Source organism: Flavobacterium sp. (assembly GCF_043756175.1).
Classification (GTDB): Bacteria; Bacteroidota; Bacteroidia; order Flavobacteriales; family Flavobacteriaceae; genus Flavobacterium.
Genome location: NZ_JAYURN010000065.1, coordinates 1 through 15,729, shown reverse-complemented (window position 1 = coordinate 15,729; position 15,729 = coordinate 1). Strand labels below are relative to the sequence as shown.

Annotated in this window: 13 protein-coding genes and 1 riboswitch; of the genes, 2 read left to right on the top strand and 11 right to left on the bottom strand. The window is 33.1% G+C overall.

Annotated features, from left to right (window positions below; genetic code table 11):
- Positions 1-128: 128 nt before the first annotated feature.
- The 3 genes from ACH2BP_RS04290 to ACH2BP_RS04280 form a co-directional block, all read right to left on the bottom strand.
- Complete coding sequence (locus ACH2BP_RS04290; protein ID WP_395057358.1) at positions 129-1,340, bottom strand: pyridoxal phosphate-dependent aminotransferase; 1,212 nt, start codon at positions 1,338-1,340, stop codon at positions 129-131.
- A complete protein-coding gene (locus tag ACH2BP_RS04285) occupies positions 1,337-2,173 on the bottom strand; it encodes a prephenate dehydratase (RefSeq protein WP_395057356.1) in 837 nt (278 codons plus the stop codon). The genes ACH2BP_RS04290 and ACH2BP_RS04285 overlap by 4 nt, the downstream gene beginning before the upstream one ends.
- 232 nt (positions 2,174-2,405) lie before the next feature.
- Positions 2,406-3,329 carry a M28 family metallopeptidase gene (locus tag ACH2BP_RS04280; protein ID WP_395057354.1) on the bottom strand — a complete coding sequence of 308 codons (924 nt, stop codon included), beginning with the start codon at positions 3,327-3,329 and terminating at the stop codon, positions 2,406-2,408.
- A gap of 135 nt (positions 3,330-3,464) precedes the next feature.
- Here ACH2BP_RS04280 and gldA point away from each other — a divergent pair, with 135 nt between their 5' ends.
- Both gldA and ACH2BP_RS04270 read left to right on the top strand, forming a co-directional pair.
- Positions 3,465-4,361: a gliding motility-associated ABC transporter ATP-binding subunit GldA gene (gene gldA, locus ACH2BP_RS04275; protein WP_395057352.1), complete on the top strand. Its 897-nt coding sequence runs from the start codon at positions 3,465-3,467 to the stop codon at positions 4,359-4,361.
- A gap of 16 nt (positions 4,362-4,377) precedes the next feature.
- Positions 4,378-4,902 carry a hypothetical protein gene (locus ACH2BP_RS04270; RefSeq protein ID WP_395057350.1) on the top strand — a complete coding sequence of 175 codons (525 nt, stop codon included), beginning with the start codon at positions 4,378-4,380 and terminating at the stop codon, positions 4,900-4,902.
- A gap of 95 nt (positions 4,903-4,997) precedes the next feature.
- Here ACH2BP_RS04270 and metF read toward each other — a convergent pair whose 3' ends face one another.
- The 8 genes from metF to ACH2BP_RS04230 form a co-directional block, all read right to left on the bottom strand.
- Positions 4,998-5,954 carry a methylenetetrahydrofolate reductase [NAD(P)H] gene (gene metF, locus ACH2BP_RS04265; protein ID WP_395057348.1) on the bottom strand — a complete coding sequence of 319 codons (957 nt, stop codon included), beginning with the start codon at positions 5,952-5,954 and terminating at the stop codon, positions 4,998-5,000.
- An 87-nt stretch (positions 5,955-6,041) separates the two neighbouring features.
- Positions 6,042-8,723 (bottom strand): methionine synthase, encoded by a 2,682-nt coding sequence (gene metH / locus ACH2BP_RS04260; protein ID WP_395057346.1) that lies wholly within the window; start codon positions 8,721-8,723, stop codon positions 6,042-6,044.
- Entirely contained in the window at positions 8,723-9,712 is a 990-nt protein-coding gene (locus tag ACH2BP_RS04255; protein WP_395057344.1) for a homocysteine S-methyltransferase family protein, read from the bottom strand. The genes metH and ACH2BP_RS04255 overlap by 1 nt, the downstream gene beginning before the upstream one ends.
- Positions 9,713-9,928: 216 nt before the next feature.
- Positions 9,929-10,034, bottom strand: a riboswitch (SAM riboswitch).
- 134 nt (positions 10,035-10,168) lie between these two features.
- Positions 10,169-11,341: a trans-sulfuration enzyme family protein gene (locus tag ACH2BP_RS04250; protein WP_395057342.1), complete on the bottom strand. Its 1,173-nt coding sequence runs from the start codon at positions 11,339-11,341 to the stop codon at positions 10,169-10,171.
- Positions 11,338-11,763, bottom strand: coding sequence for an OsmC family protein (locus tag ACH2BP_RS04245; RefSeq protein WP_395057340.1), 426 nt, complete (start codon positions 11,761-11,763; stop codon positions 11,338-11,340). Before ACH2BP_RS04245 ends, ACH2BP_RS04250 begins: the two co-directional genes overlap by 4 nt.
- Positions 11,764-11,871: 108 nt before the next feature.
- The gene (gene thrA / locus ACH2BP_RS04240; RefSeq protein WP_395057338.1) at positions 11,872-14,283 is read right to left on the bottom strand and encodes a bifunctional aspartate kinase/homoserine dehydrogenase I; all 2,412 of its coding nucleotides are present in this window, start codon (positions 14,281-14,283) and stop codon (positions 11,872-11,874) included.
- A gap of 98 nt (positions 14,284-14,381) precedes the next feature.
- On the bottom strand, positions 14,382-15,371 hold the full coding sequence (locus ACH2BP_RS04235; RefSeq protein ID WP_395057336.1) for an alpha/beta fold hydrolase: 990 nt from the start codon (positions 15,369-15,371) through the stop codon (positions 14,382-14,384).
- Between the two features lie 82 nt (positions 15,372-15,453).
- On the bottom strand, positions 15,454-15,729 hold a 276-nt coding region (locus ACH2BP_RS04230), incomplete at its 5' end, for a PLP-dependent transferase (protein ID WP_395057334.1).

Below are 15,729 nucleotides of genomic sequence, written 5' to 3'. Positions count from 1 at the left end.
AGTTTTTTTGTTTTTTTTAACCACAAGGTGTTCGCAAAGTTCATGAAGAAATTTTAGAATTTTGAAGTTTTTATTGTTTTTTTATTGTTTTTTGAATGATTTAGGTCTTTTCTATTTAGAAAACGGATTTAAGAAATTTGAAAAATCTTGAAGTTTTTTTTATTGTTATTGATTTTTGAAATTGTCGTTGGTTTTTGAAAACGATTTAATACTTCTTTAATTTTTTCTTCGGAAATACATAAGGAAAATCTAACATACCCTTCTCCTTTATTTCCGAAAACTGTTCCTGGTGTGATAAATAAATCTTTTTGATATAATAATTCATCTACAAAATCTTCAGAATTAGTTATTCCTATTGGTAATTTTGCCCAAACAAATAACCCAACTGAATTCTTATCATATGTGCATTTTAGTTTATCAGCTAGTTGAAAAACTAAATTTCTACGTTTATAATAAATTTTATTTTGTTCCTCAAACCAAGATTTATCTAGTTTCAGTGCTTCTATGGCTCCTTTCTGAATTCCATAAAACATACCACTATCCATATTGCTTTTTACTTTAAGGATAGCATCAATATATTTTGAATTTCCAGAAACCATTCCCACTCGCCAGCCTGACATATTATAGGTTTTAGATAATGAGTTTAATTCTAATACAACTTCTTTTGCTCCATTTACTTGCAAAATCGAAATTGGATTGTCATTTAAAACAAAACTATACGGATTATCATTAATAACTAAAATGTGATTTTTTTTAGCAAAATTTATTAATCTTTCAAACAAATATAAGCTTCCTCTTGCTCCCGTTGGCATATGTGGATAATTTACCCACATTAGTTTTACTTTGGTTAAATCCTGTTTCTCTAAAGCTTCAAAATCGGGTTCCCAATCATTCTCCGCTATCAAATCATAAAAAACAGGTTTTGCTCCTACTAAATTTGTTACCGAAGTATACGTTGGATAACCTGGATTTGGAATTAAAACTTCGTCTCCTTCATTTAAAAAAGCGAGTGAAATATGCATAATTCCTTCTTTAGAACCCATTAACGGTAAAATCTCATTATTGAAATTTAAATCGATCTGAAAATTATTTCTATAAAAATTTGCCATTTCTTGTCTCAATTCCGGCAAACCTTGATATGATTGATATTGATGCGCAATAGTATCACACATAGCATTTTGCATTGCTTGAGTAACTAATTTTGATGGCTGTAAATCTGGGCTTCCAATTCCCATATTTATAATAGGTTTCCCTTGATTAATTAGTTCCCGTACTTCTCTCAATTTTGATGAAAAGTAATATTCTTCGACAGTTTTTAATCTATTTGCTATTGTTATCATTGCTCTCCTTTTTTGTATTCGCCCAAAACTTTAAAGTGCGTCGTCATTAATTCTAATATTTTCTTTGCTTTTTCATAATGTTTGTATTTCGCAAAAACAACATCAACAAAAAATGAATATTGAAAAGGTGTTTCAATAATGGGCATTGATTGAATTTTGGTTAAATTTAATTTACAGTTATTCATCACATTGAGAACCGTAGCCAAGTTTCCTGGCGTATCATCTAATTTAAATTTTATAGAAGCTTTATTAATTTCTTCTTTATCTCTTATTGCATTTTGAGTTTTTACAATAACAAATCTCGTTTTGTTACTTTTTACGGTATGAATCCCTGAAGCTAAAATCTCTAAATCGTATAATTGAGCCGCAATTGGACTGGCAACTGCTCCAATTCCTATTAGTTTTTGCTGTTGAATTCTTCTTGCAGTTTCCGCAGTATCGCCACTTTCTACAAGTTTAATATGTGGATATTTATTAAAAAAAACGGCACATTGTAACAAGGCAATTGGGTGTGAATGCACTTCGGTAATATCTTCGATTTTTTGGCCTTTTAGCACCATAAGATTCATGCTAATATCTAAATAATGTTCGCCAACAATATGCAAATCATTACTATCTATAAGTGCATAATTTGGAATTATCGAGCCCGCAATAGAGTTTTCTAAAGCCATAATTCCTTTTTGTGAAGTGTTTTCTTTAAGGCTTTTTACTAAAAGTTCAAACGACATACATTCATCTAAAGAAAGATTTTTGTCGAACAACGTCGCTGCAACCTGATGGTGAAACGAACCTTCTATCCCTTGAATTGCTATTTTTTTTATTTCTATTTCCATAATGAGCAAAAAAAAATCCCGCCTAAAAGACGGGATTGTATATTTATATTTTTAATTTAATTTTCTAATCAAATAACCATATAACAATCCCTTCCTATGTTCCAATAGAAATAAAAAGAATTGTTGCTAAAAAATGTATTATTTGTATTCATTGCTTTTATGAGCGATTTGAAAGACAAACTTAGTGAAAAAATGTTTCAAATGTTTGTTTTTCTTTATTATTTATAAAAACCTATAATTTTTCTACTCTTGATGGTGTATCCATTCCGCTGATTATACTTTTGGAACTAATTGCAATTGATTTTATAATTTCGGACATGTTATCTAAATCGAGTGTTGAAATCTCATCACTTAATTGATGATAATTAGGCTCCGAATCCATTTTAGAGGTAGAAATGGTATGCGCCGGAACACCAACTGCTGCTAATCTAGCATTATCAGATCTATAAAAAAGTTGCTCTGTCGGATATGGATCTGGATTAAATGAAAAATTAGAGTCTTTAAGATTTTTTTGCAAAATTTTTCCAAAATCTGACTTTTCAAAACCAGTGATATAAGCAGAATTTTTGCCCCATTTACTTTCAGTACCAATCATTTCAATATTAAACATAGCAATAACAGTATCCGGATTTATGCCTTGGGTGAAATATTTAGAGCCAAAACCGCCAACTTCTTCTCCTGTAAATGCAACAAAAATGATAGTTCTCTCATTTTCATTTAACTCTTTGAAGTATTTAGCTAATGTAATAACCGCCGTGACACCTGAAGCATCATCATTTGCGCCATTATAGACTTTATCATCTCCCGAATTTTTTAATCCTAAATGATCGTAATGCGCTGAAAAAACAACAAATTCATTTGGTTTCGATTTTCCGAGCAAAACACCTATTACATTATTTGCTTGTTTTCCTTTTACAACAAATTCCTGCCTGTAATTCTTTAAATCTCCATAATTAGTAAGCCCTATTTTCTTGAACTCCTTTTCTATAAAAATAGAGGCTGAGTCTATACCTGAGGTAAAAATTTCTCTTCCCATCATTTTATCAGATGACAACTCTGATTCAATTCTCTTAACTTCTTCTTTTTGAATATTAAATTTCTCTTGTCCAAAAACAATTTGTCCGAGAAGTAAAAAAACAGAAACACTTTTCTTCATAATTTTAATTTTTTTAATGAATCCGATTTAAAAATTTGAATCCATTTTTAGTAAAAATAAGGTTATCTGTTATTATTTACCAAAAATTATTTAATTAATTTATTTTCTGTTTACTTTTGCTACAAATCTCGAATTATGTCAATTGAAGTTCAAAATATTTCTAAAAATTACGGAACGCAAAAAGCGTTAGATAATGTTTCTTTCTCAGTAAAAAAAGGAGAAATCGTAGGCTTTCTTGGTCCAAATGGCGCAGGAAAATCGACTTTAATGAAAATTTTAACGACATATATCAATGCTGATGAAGGTTCGGCGGTGGTAAATGGATTTGATGTAAACACAAATCAATTAGATGTTCAGAAATCGGTTGGGTATTTGCCAGAACACAATCCGTTGTATTTAGATTTGTATATTCGAGAATATTTGGCTTTTAATGCAGATGTTTATAAAGTTGCAAAATCTCGAATTGAAGAAGTGATTGTTTTAACTGGTTTATCGCCAGAAAGTCATAAAAAAATAGGGCAATTATCTAAAGGTTATCGTCAGCGTGTAGGATTAGCAACTGCTCTTTTGCACAATCCTGATGTTTTAATTTTGGATGAACCAACGACTGGATTAGACCCAAACCAACTGGTTGAAATTCGTGAATTGATAAAAAATATTGGTAAAGATAAAACGGTTTTCTTATCGACACACATTATGCAAGAAGTGGAAGCGATTTGCGATAGAGTTATCATCATCAATCACGGAAAGATTGTAACTGATAAGAATCTTGACTTATTAGTTTCTGAAAAAACAGAACAAATTATTGAAGTTGAATTTGACAAAGTTATTGACGAAAAACTATTTGATAATTTACCAAATATTCAATCCTATAAAAAATTACATGATTTGGTTTGGGAGCTTTCTTTTGCTACCGAAACCGATATGCGTCCCGTTGTTTTCGATTTTGCTCACGAAAATGGACTAAAAACTTTACAATTGAATTTGAAAAATAAAAATTTAGAAAGTATTTTTAGAGAAATGACGAAGTAATGCTTTTATCATATTTATGAAAACAACGATACCGCTTTTATTTTTATCCTTACTATCCTTATTATTATTTGAATGCCATTCTAATACAGTCAAAAAAGCTGATGATTATGGTAAAGTAATGATTTCTCCTAAAGATCTTAATCATTATGCAAACGAAACTATTAAGTTTACATGCAAAAATAGTATAGAAGATTTTGATCTCAGGTATTCAAAAATTGAAATCAAGAATGATACCTTGCAAATATTCAACTCCTACAATGATGGATATGAAGGAGCTAAGATTACTTTTCACATACTAAAAGACCTTACTATAAAAGAGATAGCGTATGAGGATTGGGATGATGTTGAAGATGGTACAACAGACACCATTGAAGTGATGGAAGCCCAATTTAACATGAACAGCAACCCGTTTACGAAAGGATTGAATGGACTGAAAGGCAACTATTATTTAAAAATTAAAAAGGTAAATTCCAACCTGGAACGTTCGATTGAAGAAAGAACGACTTTCTTAACTTTGAATGGAGTTATTTCATGCAGTTAGTAGATGAATATTGAGGGGCTTAGCCTACATGTAAAGACATCCTTTGTTTGCTTTCTTTAAGCAAACAAAGATTAGTGAAAAGCTGGAAATAGCTCCTAAAAAATAGCCTTTGCAATTTCCTTAATATTTTCGGCTTTTCCCATCGAATAATAATGTAAAACTGGGATTCCTGCCGCAACCAATTCTTTACTTTGTTGGGTACACCACTCGATTCCTATTTGTTTTACGGCATCGTTATCGTTGGCTTTTACTACCGCCATAATTAAATCGTCTGGCAATTGCACACTAAATCGGTGCGGAATAAGGTTTAATTGTTTCTTGGTCGCAATAGGTTTTAGTCCTGGAATAATAGGAACTGTAATCCCTGCTACTCGACATTTTGCTACAAAATCGAAGAATTTCTTATTATCGAAAAACATTTGCGTGATGATATATTGCGCTCCGTTTTTTATCTTTTGTTTTAAGAAATGAATATCGCTATCTACACTTGGGGCTTCCATATGTTTTTCGGGATAACCCGCAATTCCTATGCAAAAATTAGTCGATGATGAGTTTTGTAAATCTTCATCGAGATAAATTCCTTTGTTTAGGTTGGCTATTTGTGTAACCAATTCTGATGCGTATTGGTTTCCTGCTTTTTCTGCCTTAAAATAAATTTCATTTTTTAAAGCATCGCCTCTCAAAGCCACAACATTATCTATACCTAAAAAATCTAAATCTATTAGCAAATTCTCAGTGTCTTCTCTATTAAAACCTCCACATAGAATATGGGGAATCGCATCTACATGGTATTTATTTTGTATAGCTGCACAAATTCCGACTGTTCCTGGTCGTTTTTTTACAATCTTTTTTTCTAACAATCCGCTAGGTAATTCCTTGTATTCGTATTCTTCTCGATGATAGGTTACATCTATAAATGGTGGATTAAATTCCATTAATGGATCGATACTATCAAAAATAGATTGTATGTTTTGTCCTTTTAGCGGTGGTAATATTTCGAAAGAAAAAAGTGGTTTTCCTTGAGCGTTTTCTATATGTTGTGTTACTTTCATTTTATTTAAGTCTTAAGGTCTTAAGGTCTTAAAGTCGAAAGTCGAAAGTCCTTGATAGACTTTATGACATTTGACTTTATGACTAATTTAATCTGCTATATTTGGATTTAGCCACTTCGTGGCTTTATCAGTCGAAATATTTCTTCGTTTTGCGTAATCGATGACTTGGTCTTCTTTTATTTTTCCAAGACCAAAATACTTGCTTTCTGGATTTCCGAAATAATATCCAGAAACCGACGAAGCAGGCCACATTGCCATACTCTCGGTCAAGGTTACTCCTATTTCTTTTTCTACGTTTAAAAGTTTCCAAATTGTTGGTTTTTCCAAGTGATCTGGACAAGCAGGATAACCCGGTGCTGGACGAATTCCTTTGTAACCTTCTTCAATAAGTGCTTCCTTGCTTAAAACCTCATCGGTGGCATAACCCCAAATTTCTTTACGGATTTTTTCGTGAAGAAATTCAGCAAATGCTTCAGCGAAACGATCTGCTAAAGCTTTGACCATAATCGAGTTGTAATCGTCTAAATCCTTTTCAAACTCAGCAGCCCATTCATCGACACCAAAACCGGTAGTTACACAAAATGCTCCCATATAATCTACTTTTCCACTTTCTTTTGGAGCAATAAAATCGGCTAAGGCAATATTTGGTGCTCCTTTAGTTTTTTGTGATTGCTGACGTAATGTTAAGAATGTTTGTAATGGTTTTCCGTTTTCATCTGTTAATTCGATATCATCATCATTAACTTGATTGGCAGGGAAAATTCCATAAATTCCTTTGGCTGTTAATTTTTTTTCTTTCAAAATTACTTTCAACATTTCTTGTGCATCTGCAAAAACAGAAGTCGCTTCTTCTCCAACAACATTGTCTTTTAATATAGCTGGATATTTTCCGAACAATTCCCAGGTTCTAAAAAACGGAGTCCAATCGATATATGGAACCAAAACATCCAAATCGACTTCTATAACATGTTCTCCAATTATATTTGGTTTTACCGGAGTAAAATTCTCCCAATCCAATTGCAATTTATTTTTACGAGATTGCTCAATGTTCAAGAAATTTTTGTCTCGTGAACGATTCAAAAACGTCTCTCTAAATGCATCATATTCCGCACGAATATCACTTGCATATATTTTTTTATCCTTGTTTAATAAACTTCCAGCTACCGTTACGGCTCTCGATGCGTCATTTACGTGAATAACCGTTTCTCTATATTGAGGTGCAATTTTCACGGCTGTGTGCGCACGCGAAGTCGTAGCTCCACCAATCATTATTGGGATTTTAAGTCCTCGTTTATCTAGTTCCTTGGCGAGATAAACCATTTCGTCTAGTGATGGCGTGATTAATCCACTCAATCCAATAATATCTACATTGTGTTCTATAGCCGCTGCTATAATTTTTTCTGGAGGAACCATAACCCCTAAGTCTACAATCTCATAATTATTACAAGCCAGAACAACGCTCACAATGTTTTTACCAATATCGTGCACATCTCCTTTTACAGTTGCCATCAGGATTTTTCCGTTTCCTTGTTTGTCTCCAACTTGTTTGCTTGCTTCGATAAATGGTAATAAATAAGCTACCGCCTTCTTCATTACACGGGCTGATTTAACCACTTGCGGCAAAAACATTTTACCGGAACCAAACAAATCACCAACGACATTCATTCCTGTCATCAAGTTGATTTCGATAACTTCGATGGGTTTTGTAGCTGATTGACGCGCTTCTTCGACATCAATTTCAATAAATTCATCGACTCCTTTTACTAAGGAATGTGTAATTCGTTCTTGAACTGTTCCCGAACGCCATTCTTGAACTGCTTTTTCATTGTTTTTTACATCCCCTTTCACATTCTCGGCAAAGTCTAACAGTCTTTCGGTTGCATCATCTCGTCGATTCAGAATTACATCTTCTACATATTCTAACAAATCCTTTGGAATTTCATCGTAAATCGACAGCATTTCTGGGTTTACAATTCCCATGGTCATTCCATTTTGGATTGCGTGGTATAAGAAAACTGAGTGCATCGCTTCTCTCACCGTGTCATTTCCTCTAAACGAAAAAGAAACATTACTCACACCACCGCTTATGTGTGCATGAGGAAGATTTTCTCTAACCCATTTCGTTCCTCTAAAGAAATCCAATGCGTTTAGTCGGTGCTCTTCCATTCCTGTTGCTACTGGAAATATATTCAAATCGAAAATAATATCTTGAGGAGGAAAACCAACTTTATTGACCAAAATATCATACGAACGCTGACAAATTTCTATTCGACGTTCGTAATTATCTGCTTGCCCTACCTCATCAAAAGCCATAATAATTGCCGCAGCTCCGTAGCGTTTAATCAATTTAGCATGATGAATAAATTGTTCTTCACCTTCTTTTAATGAAATAGAATTTACGACACATTTTCCTTGTACTACTTTTAGACCTGCTTCAATGATTTCCCATTTCGAGCTGTCAATCATTATTGGAACTCTGGAAATATCTGGTTCTGCAGCGATAAGATTTAGGAATTTTGTCATGGCATACACACCATCTAGCATTCCTTCGTCCATATTAATATCTATGATTTGCGCCCCGCCTTCTACTTGCTCTTTGGCAATACTGAGTGCTTCTTCGTATTTTTCTTCCTTGATTAATCGAAGGAATTTTCTAGAACCTGTTACATTGGTTCGTTCGCCAATGTTAACAAATACACTTTCGGGTGTAATGATTAAAGGTTCTAATCCTGATAATACTAGATTTCTTCTTTTCTGATTCACTTTCATTAGGCAAGTATTTCTGCTTTTCTTGGTTTGTATTCTTTTGCTATATCTGCTATCAATTTGATATGATTTGGCGTTGTTCCGCAACAGCCACCAATAATATTTATTAAATTATCGTCTAAATATTCTTTGATAAATATTTGCATTTGCTCAGGTGTTTCATCATATTCTCCAAAAGCGTTAGGCAATCCCGCATTTGGGTGTGCCGAAACGTTAAAAGATGTGTTTTGTGACAAAGTTTGCAAATACGGTTTTAATAAATCGGCTCCCAAAGCACAATTGAATCCTACACTCAATAATGGAATATGTGAAACAGAAATTAAAAATGCTTCTACGGTTTGACCCGAAAGAGTTCTTCCTGAAGCATCGGTAATTGTTCCTGAAACCATGACTGGAATATTAATATTTCGTTCTTCTTTTACTTCTTCAATGGCGAAAAGTGCTGCTTTTGCGTTTAGTGTATCGAAAATAGTTTCTACTAAAAGCACATCGCAACCTCCGTCGATTAAGGCTTCTGCTTGTTGTTTATATGCTATTCGTAAATCGTCGAAAGTTACGGCACGAAATCCTGGATCGTTTACGTCTGGAGACATGGAAGCTGTTCGGTTTGTTGGTCCGATTGCTCCTGCTACAAATCGTGGTCGATCAGTAAACTCATTTGCCACTTCACGAGCTATTTTTGCGGATTGATAATTTAGCTCGTACACTAAATCTTCGAGATGGTAGTCGGCCATTCCGATGGTTGTTCCCGAAAATGTATTGGTTTCGACAATATCGGCTCCTGCTTGAAAATATTGCCTGTGTACTTCTTTTACCGCTTGGGGTTGTGTAATGGATAATAAATCGTTGTTCCCTTTTAATGGATGTGGGAAATCTTTAAATCGTTCGCCACGAAAATCTTCTTCGGAGAAGTTATTGCGTTGCAGCATCGTTCCCATAGCTCCGTCGAGGACAAGGATTCTTTCTTTTATGGCTTGTAGTATTGTTGACATATAATTATTTCACAAAGGTTCTCAGAGTAAACCACAAAGATTCACAAAGTTTTTTACTAAAATGTTTCATAAATAGCCCTGATAGGAACGACATCCTTTTTCTTGCTTCTTTAGCAAGGAAAAGATATAGTGTACAGCAGAAAATAGCTCCTAATGACTTAGAAATTAGTTCTTAGAAATATAAAATGTTATGGGAAAGTGAGGAGGGAATTCTCGTGGTTATCTGTTTCCGATAAATCGAAATAGAATGTAGCACCTTCTTTATGGTAAAGGGTTGCTAAGCTTTCGTTGGGTCAAATCCCTCCAGCTTTCGTGATAACAATCAATAAGTATATGAACAATGCAAATGTAGTAATAATATTTTATTTTGAAAAATTTTCCGTTAAATGATTTTATTTATTTATAAAATAGAAAATAAATCTATTTTATTCGTTTTGACTGGATTTATTTTCCGCATTAATTTAATGCTTGATTTAAATCATTTATTACATCGGCTACTGTTTCTAATCCTACAGAAACTCGAACTAAACCGTCGGTGATACTTACAGCTAATCGTTCGTCGACAGTCAATTTGCTATGTGTTGTAGAAGCGGGATGAGTGACGATTGTTCGTGTGTCTCCGAGATTGGCAGAAAGGGAACACAATTGAATTTTGTTTAAAAATTCTCGTCCTGCTTCTATTCCACCATCAATTTCGAAAGCCACAATATTGCCACCTAATCGCATTTGTTTTTTTGCGATTTCGTATTGCGGATGTGATTTAAGAAACGGATATTTTACTTTTTTTACCTTGTGATGGTTTTCTAAAAACTGAGCAACTTTTAAGGCATTTTCACAATGTTTTTCCACTCTTACGGCTAATGTCTCTAAACTTTTAGATAAAATCCAAGCGTTGAACGGTGATAATGACGGTCCTGTATTTCTAGAAAATAAATAAATTTCTCTGATTAAATCTTCACGTCCTACAGTTATACCGCCGAGTACACGTCCTTGACCATCAATTAGTTTTGTAGCAGAATGCACTACTAAATGCGCTCCAAATTGTATTGGATTTTGAATATATGGTGTTGCAAAACAATTGTCGATAATTAAAATCAGGTTATGCTTTTTAGCAATTTTTCCTAATAATTCTAAATCGATAATATCTACGGCAGGATTGGTTGGCGATTCTGCGAAAAGGATTTTAGTATTTGGTTTGATAAAACCTTCAATTATTTCGGGTTTATTAATATCAAAATACGAAGTTTCGATATTCCATTTTGGAAAATACTTAGTAAATAAAGTATGAGTTGAACCAAAAACACTACTTGCTGAAACAATATGATCGCCTGAATTAAGCAAAGCTGCAAAAGTTGAATATACCGCAGCCATTCCTGTTGCAAAAGCATAACCCGACTCCGCCCCTTCCATTTTGCATATTTTTTCGACAAACTCTGTGGTGTTAGGATTACTAAAACGGCTATAAATATTCCTGTCTTTTTCCTCAGCAAAGGAAGCTCGCATATCTTCGGCATCTTCAAAAACGAAACTGGAAGATAGGTATAAAGGAACTGAATGCTCTAAATATTGCGTTCGTTCTAATTGTGTTCGTATGGCTTGGGTTTCGAAACCGAAATTTTCTTGACTCATAATGGTTTACTATTTAAAACTACTTTATAGTTGATTTTTGCTGTTGGTTCTAGTGTTTTAGAAACAGAACAATATTTTTCGAAAGAAAGTTGAGCTGCTTTTAGCGCTTTCTCTTCATTGATATTTCCTTCTAAAAAAATAGTAACTGTAATCTCTTTAAAAGGTTTTGCTTCTTCGATTTGTTCCCGAATACCTTCTACTTCTGTTTTATAAGACGTAATTTCTTGTCGTTGTTTTTTGAGTATTGATATTACATCAATCGCACTACATCCTGCAACTCCCATCAATAAAAGTTCCATTGGACTTGGTGCCAAATCGTTGCCACCAAATTCAGTTCTATTGTCTAATTCTACGATGTGACCTCTTTCATTTTTTAGTTGAAAATGATAATTTTCATTGATTCTGTTTAGTGTAATTTTCATATTTTTTTATTTGAACGCAGATGAAACGGATTTTCAAACGCGGATTTGAACGGATTTTTTTCTACTCTGAAATCTAGAATTCACTATAGATAGCTATAATACGAATAATTATCCTTTATCAGACAATCTCAAAATATCTCCAAAAACACCTCTTGCTGTTACTGCCGATCCGGCTCCTGCACCCTGAATCACAATAGGTCTGTCGCCATAAGATTCTGTATAAATTTCAAAAAAGGAATCAGAACCTTTTAGTTGTCCCAAAGCAGTATCGAGTGGAACAGAAATTAATTTCACTTCTAGATTTCCTTTCTCTTTTTGCAAATCGCCCGACAGTTCTCCCACATATCGCAAAACGTGATTTGGTTTTTGATCAGCTTTTATTTTAGCAAAAGCAACATCTAATTCAGTCAATCGGCTTAAAAAGTTGGCCTTATCACCTTGTCTTAAATTCTCTGGAATTAAGTTTTGAATATTAATTTCTTCAAATTCATTTTGCAAATCTAATTCTCTGGCTAAAATGAGAACTTTTCTCGCCACATCGTTTCCACATAAATCTTCCCTAGGATCTGGCTCGGTATAACCTTTATCGATAGCTTGCTTCAATGCTTCACTAAAAGGAATGTCATTTGCCGAAAAAGTATTAAATAAAAAGCTTAATGAACCTGATAAAACACCTTTTATTTTAGTAACATTTTCCCCAGAATGATGCAATAGTTTTATCGTATCTATAACTGGTAATCCAGCACCTACATTAGTTTCGTACAAATAATTCTTCTGATTATCAGCCAATGCTTTTCTTGTTTTTTTGTAGAAATCATAACTCAACGTATTGGCTACTTTATTTGAAGATACTAAGTCGAAACTATGCTCTGCTAATGAGATATAATTTTCGACAAATTTACTACTTGCCGTATTGTCTATCGCTATTAAATTCTCGAGATGATGTTCATTGGCGTAAGCAATAACCCCTTGAATAGTGTAAGGAATCCCGTTGTTTTCGATTTCATTTTTCCAATCTTGAGTGATTCCGTTTTTGTTTAGTATTATTTTTTTTGAATTGGCAATAGCAAAAATATTAAGTTTAATATCTTTCCGTTTTTCTATGGTTGAAGCCGAATTTAAAATTTGATTGATTAGTGTTCCTCCAACCAAACCATGACCAAAAATAGCAATATTTATTTTCTTTGAAACCCCAAAAATCTCACCATGAATAACATTTAAAGCTTTGTTTAATTGCGATTTATTAACCACTAAACTCACATTTTTTCCCGTAACCGTATTATTAAAAAGGATCGGGACAATTTTATTTTTTATAAGTGCCGAATATGGTTTGTGGAAAGTACTTAAATCTTGTCCAATAATAGAAATTACCGAAACATCATCTATTGCAGAAATTTTATTGACATCTTTAGAATAAAAATCGTTTTCAAATTCTTTTTCTAATTCGATAATCGCTTTCGAAGCTTTATCGGCAGCAACAACAATTCCAATTCCTCGCTCGGAAGAACCTTGAGAAATGATACTCACACTAATGTTGTGGTCGCCCATTACTTTAAAAATACGTGCATCGACACCTGTTTTCCCAAGAAGTCCTCTTCCTTCAAGATTTACTAAAGCTACATTTTCTAAAACCGAAAGTGATTTTATTCCTTCTTTATCGACAGTAGAAGTGATTAATGTTCCTTTATTTTCGTGATTGAAAGTATTTAAAACCCGAAGTGGAATATTTTTTTCTAACAAGGGATCAATCGTTTTAGCGTGAAGAATTGTAGCCCCAAAGTTTGCTAACTCATTGGCTTCATTAAAAGAAAGAAAATCAATTTTTTTGGCATCGGAAACTAAATCTGGATTGGCAGTATAAATTCCGTCAACATGTGTATAATTTTGTAATTCTTCAGCATCAAGGTAATTTGCAATTAACGAAGCGGTGTAATTACTACCATTTCTACCTAAAGTCGTTGTGTCATTATTGTTGTTTGAACCTATAAATCCCGTAATAACATTTACCGTTGTTCCGTTATTTTGTTTGAAATGATTAATGACATTTTTTTTCGACAAACTATCTAAAGGTTGTGCATTTCCGTAATTTTCATCGGTCTTTATAAGCAAACGAGCATCCGAAAAATGAGCATTTACTCCTTTTTCTTTCAATGCTTGTGTAACCACTTTGGCAGAAATAACTTCGCCTTGAGCCAAAACATTGTCTTTTATTTTCTTGCTATAATCTCCCAACAAAGTAACTCCTTCAAATGTTTTTTCTAAAAGCTGAAATTCTTCAGTTAAGTCTAATTTAAAATTAGCTTGTTGGTATTTTTTAAAAGCTAAAAACTGCTCTAAATACGCTTCCTTTTTTACTGCTTTTTCTAAAATTTCTTCTAATACATCAGTAGCATTCGCAATTGCCGAAACTACAACAGCAATTTTCTTGTTATTATTTACTTTGTCTAAAATAATTTCAATTGTTTTCTCAAATCCGTTTCCGTGAGTGAGTGATTTTCCTCCAAATTTTAATATTTTCATATGTATATTTTTATTCTTTTTTATTCTTTTTTAATGGTCATATGTAATTCGCATAGTGTCGTTTACTGTTAATTCACGATTTCGTAATGCTCATTTCATTATGCTGTTTGTTTATTTGTTATAAAAATCTTGTTTAAAATGACGTTTAATTGTTCGTATTCTATCAGAAATGCGTCGTGTCCATGTATGGATTTAATTTCGTGATAAAACACATTTTGCTTTACTTTTTTCAAATCTTCATAGGTTTCTCGATTTTCATCGGCGGTAAAAAAATAATCGGTATCGACTGCTATAATGTGAATATTAGATTGAATGACTTTGGCAACCGTCACAAAATCTTTTCTATTTCTAGTAATATCGATTGTTTTTATAAGATGGTTCATTATTTTGTAAGAAGCCAATTGAAATCTTTTTTGCAATTTTTCTCCGTGATGAATTAGCCAACTTTCTATTTGAAATATATTTTTTAATTCGTTTTTCTCCCTGTTAAATTTTTGCTTTAATGATTGTGGCGTTCTGTACAAAAGCATGGCGTGTGATCTCGCATCAGGAATTGGATAATTAGAATTATTCAGGATTTCATCTTGTATTAGTGTATTAGCAATAACCCAATCCGAAGCTTTCCAATCTGAAGCAATAGGAATTAAATTTTCGATTGCAATGGGATTAATAACTGCCATTTCCCAAGCAATTCCGCCACCCAAGCTTCCACCAATAACCGAAAAAATGTTTTCTACTTGCAGTTGTACTAATCCTTTCCAAAATATTTTAGCAATATCTCTAGCTGTAAAATGAGTATAATTATGAATTAGATTTTCTTTTAATCCGTCATATCCGTTTCCAGGAATGTTAAAAGCTAAAATGGTAAAATGGTTTGTATCTATCGATTTATTTTTACCAACTAAATCTTTCCACCAACCATTCTCATCGGTCACTTGAGAGTTTCCGGTAAGAGCATGATTAACCAAAACTATAGGTGCTTTTCCGATAGGTTTACCAAAAACTTGATAAAAAAGAGGTAAATTCTTTTGAATTTTTCCACTTTCAGTAATAAAATCTGATATAATTATTTTTTTTAATTTTTCCATTTTAAACAACTTAATTGAAAACTGCATCTGACGAATTCAGGTTATCAAAGACAGTTTTACAAACAAAAAACAAACGAATATTTTATACTAACTGAGGATTTTTAATGTTTTCAAAAACTGCTTTTAAATCAGCTTTTAAATCTTCGATATCTTCTAAACCAACCGAAAGACGAATTAAATCTTTAGAAACCCCAGTTGCAACTTGCTCTTCGTCTGTAAGTTGCTGGTGCGTTGTGCTTGTAGGATGGATAATTAGTGATTTTGTATCTCCAATATTTGCCAATAGGGAGAATAATTTAGTTTGATCCGCTACTTTTTTGGCCGCTTCAAATCCTCCTTTTAGACCAAAAGTTACGAC

Bases quoted from the DNA above. Each gene is read 5' to 3' on its own strand.
- ACH2BP_RS04290 (WP_395057358.1), bottom strand. From the start codon at position 1,340: ATGATAACAATAGCAAATAGATTAAAAACTGTCGAAGAATATTACTTT.
- ACH2BP_RS04285 (WP_395057356.1), bottom strand. From the start codon at position 2,173: ATGGAAATAGAAATAAAAAAAATAGCAATTCAAGGGATAGAAGGTTCG.
- ACH2BP_RS04280 (WP_395057354.1), bottom strand. From the start codon at position 3,329: ATGAAGAAAAGTGTTTCTGTTTTTTTACTTCTCGGACAAATTGTTTTT.
- gldA (WP_395057352.1), top strand. From the start codon at position 3,465: ATGTCAATTGAAGTTCAAAATATTTCTAAAAATTACGGAACGCAAAAA.
- ACH2BP_RS04270 (WP_395057350.1), top strand. From the start codon at position 4,378: ATGAAAACAACGATACCGCTTTTATTTTTATCCTTACTATCCTTATTA.
- metF (WP_395057348.1), bottom strand. From the start codon at position 5,954: ATGAAAGTAACACAACATATAGAAAACGCTCAAGGAAAACCACTTTTT.
- metH (WP_395057346.1), bottom strand. From the start codon at position 8,723: ATGAAAGTGAATCAGAAAAGAAGAAATCTAGTATTATCAGGATTAGAA.
- ACH2BP_RS04255 (WP_395057344.1), bottom strand. From the start codon at position 9,712: ATGTCAACAATACTACAAGCCATAAAAGAAAGAATCCTTGTCCTCGAC.
- ACH2BP_RS04250 (WP_395057342.1), bottom strand. From the start codon at position 11,341: ATGAGTCAAGAAAATTTCGGTTTCGAAACCCAAGCCATACGAACACAA.
- ACH2BP_RS04245 (WP_395057340.1), bottom strand. From the start codon at position 11,763: ATGAAAATTACACTAAACAGAATCAATGAAAATTATCATTTTCAACTA.
- thrA (WP_395057338.1), bottom strand. From the start codon at position 14,283: ATGAAAATATTAAAATTTGGAGGAAAATCACTCACTCACGGAAACGGA.
- ACH2BP_RS04235 (WP_395057336.1), bottom strand. From the start codon at position 15,371: ATGGAAAAATTAAAAAAAATAATTATATCAGATTTTATTACTGAAAGT.